The organism is Brevibacillus sp. HB2.2 (assembly GCF_013284275.1).
Taxonomy (GTDB): domain Bacteria; phylum Bacillota; class Bacilli; order Brevibacillales; family Brevibacillaceae; genus Brevibacillus; species Brevibacillus brevis_D.
On the sequence record NZ_JABSUV010000014.1, the window covers coordinates 37,200 to 58,133 of the forward strand.

Genomic DNA, 20,934 nt, shown 5'->3' on the forward strand with positions numbered 1-20,934 from the left:
TTTTTCGTAAGCGGTTATTTTACAAAAACTTTTTGCGAGCCTATGCTGGTATCACCATCTTCGAACCATCTGGATGTGACCGTTTTTTTCTTCGTGAAAAAGAGAACCCCATCTTTTCCATTTGCATGCAAATCACCGTAAAAGGACTGTTTCCAGCCCGAGAAAGCAAAGAAGCCCATCGGAGCAGGCACCCCTACATTGACACCGACCATCCCGGCTTCCACTTGTTGAACGAATTCTCTCCCCCATTTTCCGTTGTTCGTATAGATGGTCGCCCCATTGCCAAAACGGGAGCGACTGATCGTCTCCAAGCCCTCTTCAAAGTCCTTTACACGCATGACACTCAAGACAGGCGCGAAAATCTCGTCGCGGACAATGACCATTTCGGCATCTGCCTTGTCAAAAATCGTTGGCCCGAGGAAGTAGCCATCCGGCAACTTTTGCGCTTCCTCACGACCATCACGAACCAGAGCGGCACCAGACGCGACACCTTTTTCGATATAGTCATGTACTTTAGACAAGTGCGAATCACGGATGACAGGACCGAGGTCGATGCCCTCCTCCAAACCATTCCCCATCGCGAGAGCATTCGCTTCCTCGATCAGATGTGCGATCAGCTCATCGGCAATTTCTTCAACAGCTACTACAGCGCTGGCTGCCATACACCGCTCTCCTGCACAGCCGAATGCTGAGCTCGTAATTGTTTTTGCCGCGCGCTTCAAATCCGTATCAGGCATGACCAAATGATGATTTTTCGCTCCAGCCAGTGCTTGCACACGCTTCCCGTTCGCCGCTGCTGTCTTGTACACGTATTCTGCAACCGGCTGCGAGCCGACAAAGGAGATCGCTTTTACGTCCGGATGCTCCAACAGACCATTGACGACATCATGCGCTCCGTTTACCACATTGAATACACCGTCTGGCAGCCCTGCTTCCTTTAGCAGTTCGGCAATTCGAATCGAAGACAGCGGCGTTCGCTCCGACGGCTTCAGGATAAACGTATTTCCTGCGGTAATCGCAATGGGGTACATCCACATCGGGACCATCACAGGGAAGTTAAACGGTGTAATCCCGCCGACTACCCCCAATGGAAAGCGGATCACCTGACTGTCAATGCTGTTTGCGATATTAGGCAATGTTTCTCCCATCATCAGTGTCGGCATCCCACAAGCGAACTCTACCATTTCCAGCCCACGCAATAGCTCTGCCTGTGCCTCAGGGAGATTTTTGCCGTTCTCCATGGTGATCATCCGGGCCAGTTCATCCTCGTGCTTGACGAGAAGACTATGAAAACGAAACATAATGCGCGCGCGATCCACGACAGGGGTAGCACTCCAGCTCACAAATGCTTCCTTTGCAGCAGCAACAGCCTTGTCCACATCTTCTCTCGTCGACAGTGGTACGCGTGACAACAATTCTCCTGTTGCCGGATTCGGTACATCCTCAAAACGTGTCGTCAGTGAATCTACCCACTGGCCCCCGATGTAGTTTTTCAACGGATTTCCAACGATAGCTGTGTTCATCCCTTCAACTCCTCACGATCAATTGATTGACAATTTCATTTTATCCAAAAATAACGCCTGTCAGCACTAGACAAAACGTAACGCATTCCGTAGGGTTAATCATACAGAGTGCAAATGAAGAGGTGATCCTGATGAGCAACGATTTGCGTCTGACCATTGCAGAAATCATCAAGCGTCCTTTGTTTCAACATGCCCAAGTGGTAGCGGGGCATCGTGGTCTGTCCCGTCCTGTTCGCTGGGTTCACGTCTTGGAGACTGCCGATACGGGACAGTTTTTAAATGGCGGTGAGCTGATCCTATCAACCGGACTCGGATTTGGCGAAGAAAAGGAAAAGCGACTTGCCTATTTAACAGAGCTGATTCGGCGAAAAGCAGTCGGGCTATGCATCGAGCTGGGACGTTACATCCCCTCCATCCCTGAAGATATGCTCGAGCTGGCGAACCACCACCAGTTTCCGTTGCTCGTCTTTCATCAGCCTGTCCGCTTTGTGGACATCACGCAAGATTTGCACGAGCATTTGATCCATGCGCAGATGCAAGCACTCCGCAATCTCGAAGCCTACTCTCGCAGTTTGCAACAGCTCAGTCTGCAGGCAGCGGGCATACTCAAGCTATTGCAGCATTTTCAGGTGGCGGTTCAGACGCAGGTCTTCTATTACGCCCCAGATGGCTCGACACAATTTGCCCCGGTGGTTCCGCATGATGTTGCAGTGGAAATGAGCGATTTAATGCAATCCCATTTTTCCGAACTGGATAGTAGTGAAGCTGGTGTCCGCTTCCTTTCTCTATCGACGACCAGACAGCTTGCCTATCAACCCGTGATGGCAATGGGGCACGTGCTCGCTTATGTCGGCATTGTTTTGTATGAACGCAGTCCGGATGAGTATTTGCTCTTGACCTTAGACAATACGGTCAGCGCGATGGCCCAAATATTAATGCGGAAAATGTTTGTGGAGGAACAGGCCCTTGCTACGGAAAACCGTCTGTTTGATGATTTGATTGCCAATCGCTCCATACCAGAGGAACAAATGCGTTCCTTGCTCGGTATCACAGGCAGCAGTAAAGCAACTGGCTATCACATGATTATTTTATCGTTTGAGAAGCCGAAGAACCTGGCCGAGGATTCCCTTCCACCGCACGATCTGACGGCTATCTTCCGTTCACTATTGACTCGTCATCACTTTCGTCCTTTCATACGCTGCATGGGCCATCGGTTTTACTTTTTGCTGATCGAACAACGACCGCTTGCAGATTCCCGTCGCACCATAGAAAAAGCCTTTCGCGAGGTCAAAAGGATCATGACGCAAATGCTAGGCGCGGATGTTCCCATACGAATGGGCGTCAGTCGAGCCGGAAAACGGTTGTCAGACGCTGGGCGGCACCTCACGGAGGCGGAACAGGCACTGGCTTTTTGTCAGGAATCTTCCAGTCCGTTTTTCGCTGATCTCGGATTGTTCCGGCTCCTGTTCCACGTACCTAGTGAGCCTGTGCTAAAGACCTTCATCAGCGATTACCTCGGCCCACTGTTAGCCCACGACCAAGCACATGGCTCCTCGCTCGTTCATACGCTACGTGTCTATTTGGATAGTAACCTCTCCAAGCAGGAGGCGGCGGAAAAACTGTTCATTCATCGTCAAACGCTCTATCATCGCTTGGAAAAAATCGCAGAAATTCTCGGTGAGGATTACACGGTAACGCAAAACAGAATTTGCCTGGAAATCGCCATGCGTGCACGGGAGTGGTTAAGCAAAGAAGAGGAGCATTAAAAAAGACACAACCTTTCATCTGTTTGGAGAGAAAGGTTGTGTCTTTGATTTATTTTTCTGGCTTATTCATATACATGCGATAATTCGCTTCTTTTCCTTCCGTTAGCACAACCCGGATTTTGTACAGACCAGTTTGTTCGATATTCACCGTTAGTTGCTCAGGACTGTTGGACGTTGTGGCAGAAGCAAGCTCTTTTGAACGACTGTTATACACGTACAAATCAACGTCTGCATCCTCTTTCCAGTCTACAGACAATTCCAAATCCCCAGGCTTATTGACACGAATGGAATAATCCATGTATTTCTGCTTCTTCGTCAGCTTTCCTGTTCGGAAAGGCTTCTGTTCAACCGGTGGCTTTTCCTTTTCCTCTTCCTCTTCCTCGTCATCGGCCTTTTGCCATTTTCCCGTTGTCGCTAGCGCATACGGCTGAGGTCCTTTCGGGATGTTATAACCTTCGACCGTCACGGTGTAGGTTCCCTGTTCCGGCTCGGTAATCCATACTTGCTCGACGTTGTTGAGGTTGTCCTCTTCGTCGTTGTACGGTGCCTCAAAAAAGTCGTTGCCATTCAGTTTTTCTCCACTCGGTGTCGTCACTTTCAGATTCAAATCGTTGACAAGTGCACGCTTTGCGACAATGGCGGCGGGATAATCCGTCCACGCAAGCGTAATTGCCAACGGCTTGGAATCATCCGAGACCTTGACCTTATACGTAACTTTTTCACGTGTGCGAATGCCGTCCTTCTCGTCCTTGTAGTTCGTTTCAATCGCATTTGCCAGATTGGCTCGTCCGAAGCCTTGCTCTCGCATATCTTCATCCAAGTTGTCTGCACTCGTCAACAGCATGGCTTTTACTAATGCACCACTCGGGTTTTTTTCCCCTTCTTCCTGCAAAAATTCCCGGATTTGTGCCACACCGCCCGCTAAAATTGGCGTAGCCATGCTCGTGCCGTTCATATACGCGTACTGTTCGTTAAAGCGCTTGTAGAAATTTTTGCTCGGTGCCAATGAAGAGCGCGTGGACAAGATCGCTGTACCGGGCGCGACAATATCCGGCTTCAAACGCCCGTCGCCTGTTAACCCACGACTACTCGATACCCACACGTCGTCCGCTTTATCGGAGTTCTTCCCCAAGTTGGGACGAACATTTTCCGTAGCGCCAACGGCGATCACGTTTTTAGCCGTGGCTGGGCTCCCAATCGTTTTATAGCCCTTCTCGCCTTCGTTTCCAGCCGCAACAAGCACCGTCATATCTGGATGCTCCCATAAAAAGCGATCAAACAGTAGTGATGACAGGCTGTACTCTCCCTTATCATTCGCCCCCCATGAATTGGAGTGAATGCGGGCTCCCTCTTCGTATGCTTCCTGCAAAATGGTCTCGACATCCGTTTCGAGCTTTCCTTTCGCATTCTCTATGGAATGAAATACGAGCTTGGCACCCGGTGCCGTTCCTTTATACTGTCCATTTGATGCTGCTCCTGTGCCTACAATGGAGCCGGCTACATGCGTACCATGACCATGGACATCACTCGCATCATTCGGTCGACCAAGTGAAATGAGCTTCTCAATTTGGCCTTTAAAATCTGGATGCATCGTTTGGAGCTTCCCTGTATCAAGTCCGGTATCGGCGACTCCGACAATTTGTCCCTTGCCTGTGTACCCTGTCGAGGCCAGCTTGTCCGAATGAATGATGGTAGCCGCCACATCATTGTGTAGCTTGTTTTCTGGCACGGGGACAACCGCAACGACATCATCTGATTCGATCACTTGTTCAATCGTTTGCTGATCCATCTTAGCGATTGATATATGCGGAGCATCCTCTGGTGTTTGAATATCTCGTATATCTTGATCCTCCGTCATTTTCGTCATCGTTCGATACATGTCCACCCGTTGGTTGAAACCGATGACGGCAACCTCGACCCGCTCTCTGTTGCCTCCTTCAAAGCGAAGCTCGGACGATACCTTTGACTTCGGTGTATAAGCCATAACCTCTTCGACAAAGGACAGCTCCTCGACTTCCTTTCTTACCTGTTCATTTTCCATTTTTGCGATGAATGCATAATCCGGTATGTAATCACCAAGCGTGACGCCGAGATTTTCCAGTTCTTCTTTCCACTCCTCACGAACAGGACCAGATAACTGAATAACGACGAGCTCAGACTCTCTCTTCTTCGACGAAAGCTTGTCCAATGCAAGACCCTTATCCGCTTCGATCTGGATGTTGCCCCGACGCTCTCCCTCTTGCTTGGCATCCGCCGGAATGCCCTCCAGTGAAAGTGTCAGAACAAGTGTCGTGCATAAAGCTGCCTGCCATTTTTTTCGCAAACCAAACACCCTTCCCCCATGGCATAAGAAAACCATTTCTATCCATTATATGAGAAAGGGTGAATTGTCAAAAGAGTAAGAAGGCATAGACATGGGACAAAAACTAATTTTTTGCCCCATTTTCTTCTACTGTCCACTGTAATAGCGGTTGAAAATCGGCCCATGCCAACTGCATCAGCATTTCCTGATTCCATTCCTGCTTCGGAATATCCATCAGTCGCACAGCCTGGTTTTGGATCGCCTCTTGCAACAGGTTATGGCTAAAACGACCGTTTCCATTCAATCGATGATCACTGACTGCTTGATCCAAAGACTGTGAGATCTTTTCCAGCACGGTCTTCTCAATCGCATACCCCACCTCACATGCAGCCTGTTCAAGAATGTGCACGAGTTCCTTCACGGTGTAGTCTGGGAACGCAATGTATTTTTTAAAACGCGACAAAAGTCCAGGGTTGCTCATCATTAAAGAATTCATTTCGAGAGGGTAGCCTGCGAGGACCACGACCAGATTCTCTTCGTGTTTGGTCATCTCCTCTACGAGCGTATCAACCGCTTCCTGCCCAAAATCCCGCTCTCCTCCGCCTAGCAGCGAATACGCTTCATCGATAAACAAGACGCCACCCAACGCTTCGCGAACTTTTCGTCGTGTAAGCGCTGCGGTCTGTCCGACATACCCCGCTACCAAGTCGGCTCTACTCGCTGTAACAAGATGACCGCGTTTCAAATAGCCGATTTCTTGCAAAATCTGCGCATACAGCTGTGCCACTGTCGTCTTCCCTGTTCCTGGATTTCCAGTAAAGACGGCATGCAGTTCAATCGGACTTTTCGGCAAGCCTCTAGCTTCGCGTTCTTGCTGGACGGACACATACGCAGCGATTTTTTTCAGCTCCGTCTTCACTTGAGCAAGACCAATCAACGCTTGCAGTCGAGCTTCCGCATTTCTTTCTGTTTGCGGCGGATCGAAGCCACGTACATCCTCGGGTTTCAGAATCGTAAAGTCATCCCATTTCAGTTCCTTACCGTCTGTCTCGCGCCCTTTGGCAAAGATCGCATCGAGTACGATATTAGTGACTGCCCGTGCATTGCCAAACGTCTCGTCTACTTGCGCTTTTTCAATGCGCTGGCGCAGCGTAATTTTTGCCGCTTCTGTCAGAGTAAAATCGTTCCGTCCGGCTACTTCTTCTGCGATTTTCACCAGTTCGTCCGCCTGATAGTCCGGCAGCAAAAAGTGGCCCGTCTCTGGAAAACGGCTATTCAACCCTGGGTTGGCGTACAAAAAATGACGCATTTCTTCCGGATAGCCCGCCAGCATTACGACGAAGCGTCCCGCATACTCGCCACTTGTCATAGCGGATACAAGCGTGTCAATGGCCACTTGCCCGTAATCACTGCCAGAGCTATCTGGGCGCTTCAAGCTGTATGCCTCATCGATAAACAGGACGCCGCCGTCTGCCTGCTTGATCGCATCCATGACGCGCTGCTCTGTCTGTCCCACGTAAGCGCCGACCAACTGAGAACGATCCACCTCGATGAGCTGCCCTTTTGCCAACAACCCGAGCTCTTGATACAGCTTGGCGATCAAGCGAGCCAAAGTCGTCTTCCCCGTGCCTGGGTTCCCCATCAGTACGAGATGTAGGGGGAGCTGGTCTTTCATATGCCAGCCCTTTTCTTCACGCAGCTGGCGATATTGCAGAAATTGCGCCAACTGCCGAACCCGCTGTTTGATCTCGTCCAAGCCGATCAACTGCTCCAATTGCTCTAACGCACTCAAATCTTGCTGAGGCGCTTTTTCGCGATCTTCTATCCTTTCGTTCCTTTGCGGCAGAAGGTTTTCTTTCTGGTCTTGCTGGTTCGTTAAAGCGCGAATCGTTTCTTGCAATTGGACAAGCATTTCACTCGAGTAAAAGACCCCGGATAAAGACGCTCCATACGCTTGCACACGTTCTTGCAATTGTACTAATAAATTTTGTCGTTCTGTGTATAACAGCACGAGGCCAGCAGCCGTAGCTTCCGCCTCCGAATCGTTCCACTTTTGCGCTACCAGTAGCGTCTCCTCCGCAAGAGCGCGCCACTTCGTGATTTCCGCCAGCTCATTGGTTGCTTGCTCCCCCAGCACTTCAACTGTTCTCCTGCGCATGACGACATTATCCGTTTCACGCACAGATTTGAATTCAGTGAGAAAGGCATGTGATCGCAACTGAGAAAAATACAACTCGAGCTTAACCTCTCTCGCGTAGCGATAATCAGGGACTAGTTGAAGCGCACGGTCGACCCATTCAGCTGCAAGTGTATGGCCTCCTGTTTTGTGCATTCGCAAAGCAGACATCTGCGTCAACACCATCGCCTCAGCCAAATCAAGCTCTTCGTCTGGATGTTCCATGCGTTGCTGTTCGAGCATTTGCAGGAATGTAAGGCACTCGCCTTCGGTTAATGACTGGATGCTAGACGGATTTTCGCTAATACCTGCAATCAGTACCCTCGGGTCCCGTTCTTCTTGATGCTGCATCTTTTGATTGCTCCTCCCGCTCCATTGTTTCATCCCTGTTGTAGCATATTTAGCCGAACATGAAAAGTCTGTCCGAACATTAGAGCTTCGCTTGCATGTTCACTGTGGTTCTTTTCACCTTTTGCCGTGCGAATAAGGTCGCCAAAGCAATGAGGATACCAGCCAGCCCAAAATCAAGCCAGACCCCTCCCCATTCTAACAGCATCGCACCTACAACCGGACCTGCAGCCATCCCTGTATAGCGGATGAAATTGTACACACCAATGGACGTTGCACGCTCTGCTTCAAATTCTTCGGATAGCAAAATTGTATGTGCAGGCATACCTACACCTAAGGTTAAGGCAAACAGCGTACTTGTTAGTACAAGCAGGAGAAAAGAAACATCCGCCGCAGTCATAAAAAGAAACATCGCGAAAGCATTTGAACCGGTCGTCACCAGTAATGTTTTACGTGCTCCCCATCGATTTTGCAAGACAGCAGACAGCTTGCTACTGATAATAAAGACGACTGACACGAGCAAGAAAACCAATCCGATTATTTCAACGGAGACTGCGTAATGGTTCGTCAATTGGACAGGGAGAAAAAGCAGGAAGCAATAATAGGCGTACATTTGGCTAAAACCGATCAAAATGACAGATGCTCCGACTGGGTGGAGCAAAATATTTCGGAAAGACCCTTGTGTAAAGCCGCCTGATGATGTAGCTTGAGCCTTTTTCGTTTCGGGTAACCATATCGCATTGATGCCAACGAGAAAGACTGCACAAATCGCCAAAAACAAAAAGACCGCAGAATGTCCGCCGATACCGCCAATCCAGCCTCCTAACAGTGGTCCAAGTGCCGGACTGAGCGCAAGCAGCATCTGATAAGTACCCATTGCAGATGCACGCTGGACTCCTGTAAATATGTCTCCAATAATCGTTGCGGCTACGATCGGAATGGCAGCAAACCCCGCCCCTTGTAAAGCACGGAAAAATAGTAGCCCATAAATAGAATCGACCAGATAGCATCCGATTGACGCGATTGTAAATAGGATCAGGGCAGGTATCATGACACGTTTTCGGCCGAACTGATCGATAAATGGTCCGTAGATGATTTGCATAATCGCAAGCATGACGGTAAAGATTGAAACGGTCCAGTTAATCATGGCTGCACTCGTCTGAAACTCTTTTTGCATGGCTGGTAAAATAGGCATGAACAAATTTTGCGCGAACATACCTAACATAAGTGTTATCCCCAGTAGGTACAGTACTTTTTTTGGATTCATAGTTACTCTCCTCTTATCTCTTTAACATTGTGTCCTTGGAAACAATTTTCGTAAAAAAAATAATGAACACCTGTTGTATGTTTCTCCTAATCTTCTGTTGCTTCTCTTATGACCTCATCCAAAAATGCCAATTCATCGGGAGTATACCTATCCAAGAATCGGTACACATCATTCTCCAGGCGTTGATGGTAGTGTTCGTGAATCTTATTTACCATCTCCCCTACTGATGTCAGCCTGAAAAAAACTTCCTTCTGATTGTCTTCGAGCTGATAGCGCTCGAGTAACCCTTTCTTCAAAAGTTTGACTGTTATTTTGGATATCGCACTCTTAGTTACCCCAATATGCTGTGCAATTGTCGTAACATTGACTCGATCTTTTCCCCCTACCTCTTGAAGGACGTGGAGCTCTGTTACGGATAACCTTCCAACTCTATCATAATCAGGTACACTGTTTTTGATCTGGCGCAATAGCAACTCTTCACGTAGCTTGCTGCGCTCCTCCTGCTTATGTAGGAAGGTGATCCATCGATTCCAAAGCTTCTTTTTAGGGTCCAATGCAGCATCAGCTCCTTATCTATTCGACTTTTGTTTCCGCGGAAACAAAATAACCTTATCATGAGACTTCCTTTTACGCAAGAAAAAACCGCAGCCCTGCATTCGCAAGCTGCGTTCCGAGACCAATCTCTATCCATTTAGATTGCCCAATTCCTTATCGGCACTGAAATGAGCACGGGCTGCCTCAAACACTTCACTTTCCGATCCGGCCGAGATTTTGAAACTCGATACCACTTTTTTGCCACATCGTACTTGTACGTTGTACTGTGAATCCCCATCATATGTTGACTCGAAATGATAATCCTCACCATTGACCTGAATGGTTCGTTCCATGGTTACACCTCCCACCTTAGTGTGACCAAGCAACATGGCAATCATCCAATATTTTGTTGCAAAGAAATCGTTGTGTTTCACCCTTGGTCGACTCACCTGTCGTCATGCTATTCGGCTCTATGAAACGGTTAGAGGGCACAACGCTGGTTCACCAGCGCCGTGCCCCGTTTTCCTTTTTACATATCAGCAATGCGAGTTGCTTTTTTTCGCGCTACTCTCTTTTCGCGAATCCCCTCAAAGATCGAATAAAGAACAGGAACCAATACAAGCGTTACGAGCGTGTGAAAAATCAGCCCCGCAATTACCCCGGTAGCAAGCGGCGCCTCTAGTTCCGCTCCTTCCGCAACAGCGAGTCCCATCGGCAGCATACCGAGGATCGCTGTCAGTTTGGTCATGATTACCGGACGAACACGATCTCGCGTGCCCTGTACAATCGCTTCTTCCAATCCCATCCCCCGTGAGCGGAGCAGATTGATTCTGTCAATTAACAGAATCGCATTGGAAACAACAATTCCTACCAGCATGATGAGCCCAATCATCGCCATCTCACCAAAAGTTCGCTGCGTGACCACGAATCCGAGAATGACTCCCACCAAGGCCATTGGCAACGACAGCATGATAATAAACGGCTGAGATAGCCTCCCAAACTGTGCAACCATAATCACATAAATAAGGGAGATGACCGCTATCAGAACAAGAATTCCTTGCGTAAAGGTGTTATTCTGTTCCTTCAAATCACCAGCGATCTCAATCTTGTATCCAGCAGGCATTTCCACTGTACCCAGCTTCTCATTTATTTGTCTGCCCGCGGTACCAATATCCGTGCCCAACAGTTCAGCGGATACCGTGATGATTTGCTCTCCTTTTTCATGTTTGATCGTAATCGGAGATTTGCTGAAATGAAAATCAACCAGCTCGTGTAGCGGCACCTGCGTGCCTGTTTCTGTTCGTATCATGATCTGCTGGAGCTGGTCAGGATGTGTCACCCATGTCTCTGGAAATCTGGCAACAATCGAGGTTTCGATACCATTTTGACTGATTGTGGATAGGGGCTGCTCCCCAAGCAGCATGCTGATTTGGCTGTCCAATGAACCGGAGTCAACCTGTAATTGAGACATTGCCTCCTGATTCGGTGTGAGCGTTACTTTTTCTTTCCCTCTTTCGAAGTCATTCCGAATATTGACTACACCGGGAATGCTCGCCAGCATTTCTTCTACTTTTGCGGAAATCGCCCGCGAAACCTCCAAATCTTCGCCCGCAACCTGCAACTCAATGGGGGCCGATTTACCTGAAAATCCAAATGCCATACTCGTTTGTTCCACACCGTCAATCGCATTCAAGCGACCGTTTACTTCTTGCATAAGTTCTTCTTTCTCTTGCGTTCGTTGCGACTTGGTCACTAATGTAATATTTAACTCCACTGTCTCTTTCTTTGCCGTAAAAAAGACTTGATTCACATCGGACAGCTCTCGTAACGCTTTTTCCGCTTCAACTGCTGCTGTTCGCGCCTGTTCCAAGCTAGTGCCATCAGGCATTGTTAACGTGGCAAAAATTTGATTCTCATTGGCATTCAAGCCGTTTCCTATTTTAATCAAAGGGAAGAGACTCAAGGCCCCTACAAACACCCCAAGAGCCACCAGCAATGTGAGAACTCGATGACGAAGGGTTAACAGCAGTAATCGCTGAAAGAGCGAAACAATGCGATTTTTCCCTTCTTCGCTAGGGGTCTGCAACTGTTTATCATGTTGGAGAAAACGCTCTGAAAAAATCGGAACAAACAGAAAAGCTGCAATCGTTGAAGCAAGAATGGTAGAGGTAACGGTAAACGCAATGGTATGAAGGATAGGCTTCAGCCACTGTTCAAAATCCGCGACCACTAGCGGTAAAAACACAACAATCAAGGTTAATTGGGAAGCAAATACAGGTGCTATCACCTCTTTTGAGCCCTGAACGATGGCCTGTCTCAGCTGCATTCCTTTTTCTCTCAAATGATAAATACTCTCCAGAACAACGATCGCGGCGTCAACAATCAATCCGATCGACAAGCTCAGTGATATCAAAACCACCATGTCAATGTTATATCCGGCAGCTTTCAGTGCGATGAACGTCATCAGGATTGAGAGAGGCAGCGTCGTTGCGATGACCATTGTCACACGCCAATTTCGCAGGAATACCCAGAGCACGAGGATTGCCAATATTCCCCCAATGACAACATCTCGACTCAAATTGGTGATCGCTTTTTTAATAAAGGAGACGGATTCAAACATGACTCTTAGCTCATAGCTTCCGCCCGCTTCCTCATTGATTTGCCTCACAACTTCCTCGACTTTCTTCTGTGTGGTGATCAGGTCACTCCCCGCAGCCCGCTTGACACTCATTTGCACAAAGAGGTTTCCTTCTGTCATGGAAATAGCGTCCTTCACGCTTCCACGCAAGTCACTCACCGATGCCAGTTGTTCGAGTGCAACCTTGCCCTTGGGTGTCTTGATCAAAATGCTTTTGAACTCTTCTACATTCTTTAAACTGTTGTCAATCATCACAACCGTGTCGAACCCGGGATTTTCCAATATCCCCACGGCTTTTTTCCAATTCGTACCCTGTAGCTGACCAACAACATCTGCTGGTGTCGTTCGATAGGTAGTAAGCCGTTCAGGTCGAAATGTTATCGCAACCTTATTTTCAAAACCGTCCTCGGATACGACCACTTCCTTCACACCCGGGACGGATTCTATTCGATCCTTAATGGTCGTTTTCAGCAAGGTGAGCATGGTCTGTGTATCGGCACCCACTATTGCGTAGTCGATTAAGTCCTCGTCACCTAAATTCGTTTGCGTGACGGTTACAGTATCCACTACTTTGGGAAATTCGTTGCGCAGCCGATTCACAATATTTTGGGTCTCTTGCTTGACCTTTTCACCTTCCCCATCCTCAGCAAGGATCGAGATGCCAGAAAACCCTGTCCCTGTTTTTGATGAGAAGTTTTTAATCCCAGCTACAGATTTCAATTCCTGCTCTATTTTTTTCGTGACCTTTTCCACCATCTCTTCAGGCGGCAGCGCTCCTCCTGAAATATTCACTTCTATCCAAGGCAAATTCGTTTTCGGTACGAGCTCCACATGGAAAGAAAAGAGAGCACCGATTCCCGTAAGCACGATGAGGAATGTACACAAATAGAGAATCACTTTTCGTTTCAGCAAAAAGAGAATGACCTTGTCCATCGGTTACTCCCCTTTCACCGTAACGACTTCTCCTTCGGCGTAGTACGTTATGCCGGAGATTAGGATTTGATTGCCTGACTGTAAACCCGATAAAATCTCAACGTTATTTCCAATAATTTGCCCAACTTCCACATCGCGTCTCTTGAGTACACCATTCTCGACAACCATGACGAAGCGCTGTGTTTCTTTAATGCCCACGCTTTGGACGGGTACGAGCATCCCGTTTACTTTGCGTGACATCTCTACAGTCGCGACCATCCCCTCGATCAACACGTTGTCTTTATTGGAAACAGCTATCTCTACCAGATACTTCCCCGTTTCCTCGTTGAGAACGGGCGAGATAAATGTTATGGTCCCTGTTATTTTAGCCTTTCCCTCCACTGCCACAGGCACCGTGTCCCCTTGCTTGTAGTTTTCCATCACATCCAATGGGACATCGACCTTTAGCTTCACTTCCGAGCCGTCGACAAGGTGAATGATACTTTGACCAGGCTGAGCAAGACTGCCTGCCTTTTGGGTCACATCGATGACCGTACCACTAAACGGCGCGACGAGTTGCGTTTCTTGAAGGGTTTTCTTTGCGAGCTCTACTTCACTGGCTGCTTGTTTCAGATTGGCATCCGCACTAGCAATCTCGTTGACTTCCGCACCTTTTAGCAGCTTATCCAACGTAATTCGCGCCTCTTGTAGCGAAATCTCGATTTGCTCTTTTTCCGACTGAGCACTGTCCAGCTCACTCTGCGAAATAGCGCCGCCCTTAAACAGCTCCTGAGCTGTCTCCCATTTCCGCTGCGCATCCTTCAGTCGCTTTTCCTGGCTGTCCACTGCCAAGCGTTGCTTGCTGATGAGGTCCGCGCTTGCTCCTTGCAACGTTTTTGAACGCAACGCAGATGCACTTTGAACCTGACTTTGTGCCGCTTCCAGCCCTTTTTGATAATAGTTCGTATTTAATGAACTTAATACCTGGCCCTGTGCCACCTTTGCCCCTTTTGTTACGTTCATTCGTTCAATCGTACCAGAAGCCCCAAAGGCTAAGTGGCTCTCCTGTTTGTATTCAACGATAGCAGTAAGAGGGATCGGCAAGGAATCCGTCTGTTTTACCGTGTGCACCTGTACGATCTTTTGTTTCGTTTGCTCCGTCTCCTGTTTCGTTTCGACTCCACATCCCGTGATGAACATCAGTACAACGGTCAAAACGACATAGTGCATACTCTTCACGTAGAGTCCTCCAGTAGTTTTGTCATTGTCTTTTTGAATGAAGCTGACATCCTATTCTCTCTCTCGTTATCGTTATCGTGACCTTGCTCAAGCAGACTTGTCTGTAGCAACAACCTGTTCTTCTTTTTTCTTAAAGTATTGACTCACTTGCTTGTTCAGATGAGCGATCAAGGCAATCACGAAAATGACGGCACCTGAGGCCAACACGAGATACGGCCAATAAACGGCCTCCAGTAAAATACCGTACAACCAGATCCCAAACGGTACGGCCACTCCGGTAAAAGTGCCGACCACACCAAACATGCTGGCACGCAAATGCTCAGGCGTGTTCAATTGAACAAAGGTAAAGATAGGGATGTTCCCCATGGAGTTGAAGATGGCGGAGACCAATAAAATCCCGACAAACACGCCCGTAATGATCCACGAGGCGTTACTCGTTTCCGGAACAAAAATCGGAAAGATCCACGACATCAAGAGAATCCCTTGCACTTGAATCAAAAGGAAGATTTTATTCTCAACGTATTTGCTTACCTTTTTCATCGAGACAATAGCCGCTCCGATAATGATCCCAATAAACCAGGAGGACTGAATAAAGGAGAATTGCTCCATCGATACTTTTTCGACTCGATAGGCAATATGCAGCAGCCCCACGTACATGAGCGGAGGGAAAATAAAGTTGAGCAAAAGGAAAATCAGGAACAAGTACTTGATAACAACCTGTTCTCGGATATATTGGAAGACTTCCTTGATTGTTTCTGTATAGCTTTGTGTTGTCTCCTGTACTACCTCGGCCTTGCGGAAACGGAGGAACATTTGCAAGATACCTGCTCCGATAAAAGAAAGACCATCAATCAGCAAAATCATTTCCATCCCCATTAAACGATAGGCAATCGCCCCTACCAAAGGACCCGCTACATTGAGAATGGCGCTGATTGCTTGGTAAATAGAGTTCATGCTTCCTACTCTGTCCTCATCTACCAGCTCAGGAATGGATGCTTGCAAAGCGAGATACGTAAAAGCCTGAATGGTACTGATCACGAAGGCGTATCCGACAAACAGCCATAGATTCGTGGGAAACTGAAGGAAAAACAGTAAAAACAAGAGAACGAGCGCACCGCTTAACAGCTCGGTGACAATCATAATCTTTTTCTTGTTGTGTCTATCAATATAGGCACCTGCAAAAATATTAATCAGCACCCCTGGCAAATACGAAAAGCCCAGAACAGTTGCAAATGCAGCAGAAGAACCCGTCACATCCGCAATGTAAAGAGCAAGAGCAAATTTGTATACACCACTACCTAATTCCGTGATGAAACGAGTAAAAGAAAAGAGAAAAATATTTAATCCGTATGTTTGGTTGCCCATCTTAACCTCCCTGAATAGTAATCCCTCTAGGTGACGATTTATTTCGGCAAGATGATCCCGCTACACATCACGGTCATAAACCCGGAATAGAGCGGAATCCATCTGCCGATTTTCAATACGATGCCTAGGCCACTCTTAGCGTATGACTAGAGGCATTCCTATCAATTTTTTCGCTTCCTCCTCCAAGACCGCTCTCAGCTTCCGTTCATCCTCTCGATATGGCAAAGCCATAAAAATAGTCATTTTACCCGTGGATGTATAAGAAGCCTCAAAGAGAATTCGCTTTTTCCCTTTTATAAACAGGTGATCGTATTCACTTGGTTGACTCTTGTTCTGCTCACCCAAGAAGTTGCAAATCATAGGTGTCATCTGTAAGGATTGGATGAGTGAGTGATGGGAAAGAGAATAGTTCTCCGTTACGTCTGGATTTTGCACGAGATTGGTGAAATGAATGTTGCTCTCCTTTGCGAGATCCAACCGAACTTTCACATACGTTTCCATCTCATCGAGACTCCACGACGGATCAATATGAAGCGGAATATGATCGATGCACTCGCCAAGCACATCGAAGAAATGGTTCCCCATAAAGGATCTGCCAAAGTTCATTAGAAAGATGGGAGCCTTTTGGATTCCATAACTTCTTTCACAAAATCTGGCTAAAAGAGCAATCGGAATCCGCGCATTTTCTATCTCCTGTGGGTTATCCATATCCATTTCGCAGGTAACAATCGTGTATCCGTCCAAAGCGGATGAAGATGGAAGCTGTCTTTCGATTGACAAAAGACTATTCTCAAATCCGTGAAGATCAAATTCCTCCATAATCTGCTGATCTTCGATTCCGACTGGACCCTTCGTGATTTGCCGTACAAAGTCCCAATACGTATTCCGACCATTTTCCGGGAGTTCTGTGCCATTCTCCAAAGCTTCGTAATACAGGTTCAAGTCGTTTTGCAGAACCTCACTGCTAATAAAATCAAAAATGAGATGCGACGCCGGGAATATGAACGAGTACTCCTTCTCGCTCTCTTTCAGCAAGATCACTTTGTATGACAACGAGCCGATCGAATCATCCTGCTTGTAAAAATATTCGCTCTGTAAACGATGGCGCACCGCTTCTTTTCTTTCTTCCGAAGCGCCCGATACATCAACAACAGGGAGTGCAATTTCACTAGGGCAAGGATATTCCTTCCAATATGGCTCTTCTCCCTCAAAAGCCAGCGTGCATCGCAGCAAATGATGCCGCTCTAAGACGTTAAGAAAGGCCTTTTCCAGCGTCCTAGAATCGATCATCCGCTCAAAGCGAATCACGGTTCCAGAAATGTCCTTTTCCTGTACATGATAGCGCTGTGAAGGTGACAGCGGCTGTCTGACAAAGGTCTGCTGATTGATGATCGCCTCCGAATAACGAAGGAGCTGCTGATCAAGGTCGTTGACGAAGCGTTCCTGCCAGGACAACGATTCCGCCTCGTCAAACATAGCCTCTTGGGAAAGCTTCTTCTCTTTTTCCCATGCTTTTTGCCCGAGATTCAGATATTGAATGGCGTGCGGCTGAATCGAAGGATCACAAGATCTACGCAATAAGGACAGGATTTCTTGGTGTTTGTCCCGCGCATTTTCCTCCACGTACAGAACAGCTCGGGGCTTGCTTCCGAACGGCACCTCTACATAGTTGCTTCGTACTTGGAAATGGGCGTAGATCAAGGTTTCCAGCTCATTTTTATCGTGCGCTTTTGTGGTACGAATCCGGTTTACGGTATCTACATATCCTGCTAGCGCTCTGACCGTATCGTATTGGAAGATCGTTTGAATCTTTACTTCTATGCCTTCCTTATGCAGTCGCGCTACCAGTTGGATCGCTTTGATAGAATGCCCGCCCAGATCATAAAAATGGTCATCCACACTGATTTCCTGGAGGTCGAGCACTTCTTTCCAGATTTCCGCCAGCTTCATCTCTTGCTCTGTAACAGGTGGGTTCAGTTGCTTACCCGCCTCCCTGATCATGACAGGCTCAGGTAATGCTTTCCGATCTATTTTTCCATTCGGTGTTACAGGCATTCTCTCAAGGACGTGGATATACGTTGGTACCATATAGGCCGGAAGGGTAGCCAAAAGCTCCTGACGCAAATCTCTGTTCCACTCAGGCTGTTCCCAGACCAGATAAGCGATCAGGTTGGCTTCTCCTCCCTGCTGTTTTTGGGCCAACACGACTGCTTCCTTCACTCCTGTCTGGGATTGGATCACGTTTTCAACCTCATCAAGCTCGATACGGAAACCGCGTATCTTGACCTGGTTGTCCATTCGCCCCAAATATTCCAGACTTCCATCCGCAAGCCATTTCACCATATCTCCCGTCTTGTAGAGCCTTGAACCAGAAGTAAACGGATCTGCCAAAAATTTCTCGTTCGTCAATTCCTCTCGATTGATGTAGCCATCAGCGACGCTAATGCCCGCAATCGCTAACTCACCTGGAATTCCCTCAGGCTGCAAATGACCATGCGGATCTAACACATATACTTTTGTGTTGGCGATGGGCTTCCCGATTGGAACTTGCTGCGGCAGCTCCTCTTGCCCTTCATACGTCCAAGTCGTTGCACAAATGGTTGTTTCGGTTGGACCGTATGCGTTAATGTATCGGCAATGCGCGCTCCATTTATGCACGAGCTCCCAGTTTGTTGCGGAACCTGCGGTGATTAACGTTTGCAATTTCGGGAAATTTTCCGGCTCCAAATACGTCACGAATGTAGGCGGGAGCGTCGCGACCGTTACTTCATGCCGCAGTAAATACTCACTGAAAGCCTGCGATTCGAGTGCGACTTCCTTTGAAACAATAACCAATCTCGCCCCCGTCAATACCCCCATCGTAAATTCCCAGACAGAGGCATCAAAGGAGATGCTGGCAAACTGCAACACTCTGTCATTTTTGGTGATGCCGAGATCGTTGATGAAAAACTGCTGGAGGTTGGCGATTCCGACGTGGTGTAGCCTTACCCCTTTTGGCTTTCCCGTTGACCCGGAGGTATAGATGACGTAGGCCAGGTCACTAGAACGATGAAGGGTCTGTACATCAGATGTAACGTCGGTGTATTTGCTCCTATCATCAAGATTGATCAACATTGTTGCAGGGAGAATACGCTCTGCGTACGCTACCGTCGGATCATGGACCAAAACAATGCTGGCCCCACTATCTTCGATCATATAGCTGATCCGTTCGCTCGGATGGTCGGTGCTAATTGGGAGAAAGGCACCGCCAGCTTTTAAAACGGCCAAGATGGCGAGGCTGTAAGCGGTAGAACGCTCCACCATCACACCAACAACGCTGCCTGGTTTTACCCCTTTCTTACGCAACACGTGAGCCAGCGCATCGGACTTGTCATCTAATTCTTGATACGTGTAGCTGCCATCCTGATCGACCACGGCAATATGATGCGGTCCCTTTTTGACCTGTTCCTTAAATAGCTGGTCAATCGTTCGCGTTTGATCAACCAGCATCTCCGTGTCATTCCATTGTTGCAGAATGAGAGCCTGCTCCTCGTCCGTGACCATTTGCATGTTCGCAATCGGCTGGTCAGGATTGCGGACGACACTTTGAATCAGCTGATTCAAATGCGCTCGCACTTTTTGCAGGTAGGCATCACTGTAGGCAAGTGCGTTATAAATAAAGTGAACTTCTAATTCCTTCCCGGGAATCATGCACAAGTTGAAGTCATAGCTGGTTTGCTCATATCCTTGGACATCCGTGATTCCGAATAAACCGCCTTTTCCATCTTCATCGGATGCCTCCTCCGTCAATGGATAGTTCTCAAAGACCATCAGATGCTGAATCAGGTTTTGTTTTAATGTGGTTTCGGACTGAATATCCGCCAGAGACATGTATTGGTAGCTGCTTGTGGCTGTGAAGAATTGTTGCACCTGCCCGAGCAACTCCGAAAAAGTCTGTTTGCCTTCACTGCGAATCCGCATGGGGATCGTATTGACAAACAGCCCAACCATTTCTTCTACACCAACGAGCTCAGAGGGACGGCCTGAAACGACTGATCCGAAGACAACATCATTGGCATAATTGTATCGTTGCAGCACCAATCCCCAAAGGGAATGAAAGACGATGCTCAGTGTCACATCATTTGATCTCGCTATTTGCTCCAAACGGGCAGTCGTTTCCCGATCAATGCGGAACACGATCGATTCTCGTTGGTACCCTTTACCGGTTGAAGTATATTCAACCGGTAAAGGAGATTGCTGATCAAATCCATCCAGACTATCTCGCCAGAACGAGAGTCCTTCTTGTTTATTTTGCTTGCCAAGCCAAGTGACATAGCTACTGAAGGAATACGGTGGAGCCAGCTCAGCCTTCTTATTTTGAAGATACGAGCGATAGATATGGAAAAAGTCTTTTGCGACAATCCCCAAGCACCAGCCATCCATAATAATATGGTGGAAGCTCCACACCATCTTGTATTTCGACTCACTCAATTTCATAACGGTCATCCGAAACAACAAATCTTTTTCCAGATCAAATCTTTTGCTCCGATCCCGTACAAGAAATTGCTCCACAAATGCTTCTTGTTCATTCTGAGTCAGGTCAGAGATGTCCTCGATCTGAATAGCTGCTTCTCTTTGCTTCAACACGATTTGCAGCGGCTTTTTACTATCTTTATAGTGAAAGACTGTTCGCAGGATATCGAATCTTTCGACCAAGTCGCGAAAGCTCTGATCAAGGAGATCAAGCCGCAACGACTCCTCCATCGTAATCACCGTTTGTTCGAAGTGGACCTCTGATTCAGGATGAAGGATAAAGTGATATAGCATGCCTTCTTGCATTGGTGTCAAGCGGTATATATTTTTAATTTGAACACCATTCAAACCT

Annotated in this window: 11 protein-coding genes; 1 reads left to right on the plus strand and 10 read right to left on the minus strand. The window is 47.7% G+C overall.

The window, feature by feature from the left end; translation table 11 throughout:
• Nucleotides 1-14: 14 nt before the first annotated feature.
• Nucleotides 15-1,523, minus strand: a complete 1,509-nt coding sequence (locus tag HP401_RS12345; protein ID WP_173605207.1) for a CoA-acylating methylmalonate-semialdehyde dehydrogenase — start codon at nt 1,521-1,523, stop codon at nt 15-17.
• A gap of 131 nt (nt 1,524-1,654) precedes the next feature.
• Here HP401_RS12345 and HP401_RS12350 point away from each other — a divergent pair, with 131 nt between their 5' ends.
• Nucleotides 1,655-3,289: a PucR family transcriptional regulator gene (locus tag HP401_RS12350; protein WP_173605208.1), complete on the plus strand. Its 1,635-nt coding sequence runs from the start codon at nt 1,655-1,657 to the stop codon at nt 3,287-3,289.
• 49 nt (nt 3,290-3,338) lie between these two features.
• Here HP401_RS12350 and HP401_RS12355 read toward each other — a convergent pair whose 3' ends face one another.
• From HP401_RS12355 to HP401_RS12395, 9 genes are all read right to left on the minus strand, one after another.
• A complete protein-coding gene (locus tag HP401_RS12355; RefSeq protein ID WP_173605209.1) occupies nt 3,339-5,621 on the minus strand; it encodes a S8 family serine peptidase in 2,283 nt (760 codons plus the stop codon).
• Between the two features lie 94 nt (nt 5,622-5,715).
• Complete coding sequence (locus HP401_RS12360) at nt 5,716-8,118, minus strand: AAA family ATPase (RefSeq protein ID WP_173605210.1); 2,403 nt, start codon at nt 8,116-8,118, stop codon at nt 5,716-5,718.
• A 79-nt stretch (nt 8,119-8,197) separates the two neighbouring features.
• Nucleotides 8,198-9,382, minus strand: a complete 1,185-nt coding sequence (locus HP401_RS12365; RefSeq protein WP_173605211.1) for an MFS transporter — start codon at nt 9,380-9,382, stop codon at nt 8,198-8,200.
• An 86-nt stretch (nt 9,383-9,468) separates the two neighbouring features.
• Nucleotides 9,469-9,936, minus strand: coding sequence for a MarR family transcriptional regulator (locus HP401_RS12370; RefSeq protein WP_173605212.1), 468 nt, complete (start codon nt 9,934-9,936; stop codon nt 9,469-9,471).
• A 129-nt stretch (nt 9,937-10,065) separates the two neighbouring features.
• The gene (locus HP401_RS12375) at nt 10,066-10,269 is read right to left on the minus strand and encodes a hypothetical protein (RefSeq protein ID WP_026043127.1); all 204 of its coding nucleotides are present in this window, start codon (nt 10,267-10,269) and stop codon (nt 10,066-10,068) included.
• Between the two features lie 176 nt (nt 10,270-10,445).
• Complete coding sequence (locus HP401_RS12380) at nt 10,446-13,487, minus strand: efflux RND transporter permease subunit (protein ID WP_173605213.1); 3,042 nt, start codon at nt 13,485-13,487, stop codon at nt 10,446-10,448.
• A gap of 3 nt (nt 13,488-13,490) precedes the next feature.
• Nucleotides 13,491-14,696 carry an efflux RND transporter periplasmic adaptor subunit gene (locus HP401_RS12385; RefSeq protein WP_217366061.1) on the minus strand — a complete coding sequence of 402 codons (1,206 nt, stop codon included), beginning with the start codon at nt 14,694-14,696 and terminating at the stop codon, nt 13,491-13,493.
• Between the two features lie 96 nt (nt 14,697-14,792).
• Nucleotides 14,793-16,070, minus strand: a complete 1,278-nt coding sequence (locus tag HP401_RS12390; RefSeq protein ID WP_015891546.1) for an MFS transporter — start codon at nt 16,068-16,070, stop codon at nt 14,793-14,795.
• 135 nt (nt 16,071-16,205) lie between these two features.
• Nucleotides 16,206-20,930: a non-ribosomal peptide synthetase gene (locus HP401_RS12395; protein WP_173605215.1), complete on the minus strand. Its 4,725-nt coding sequence runs from the start codon at nt 20,928-20,930 to the stop codon at nt 16,206-16,208.
• Nucleotides 20,931-20,934 lie beyond the last annotated feature (4 nt).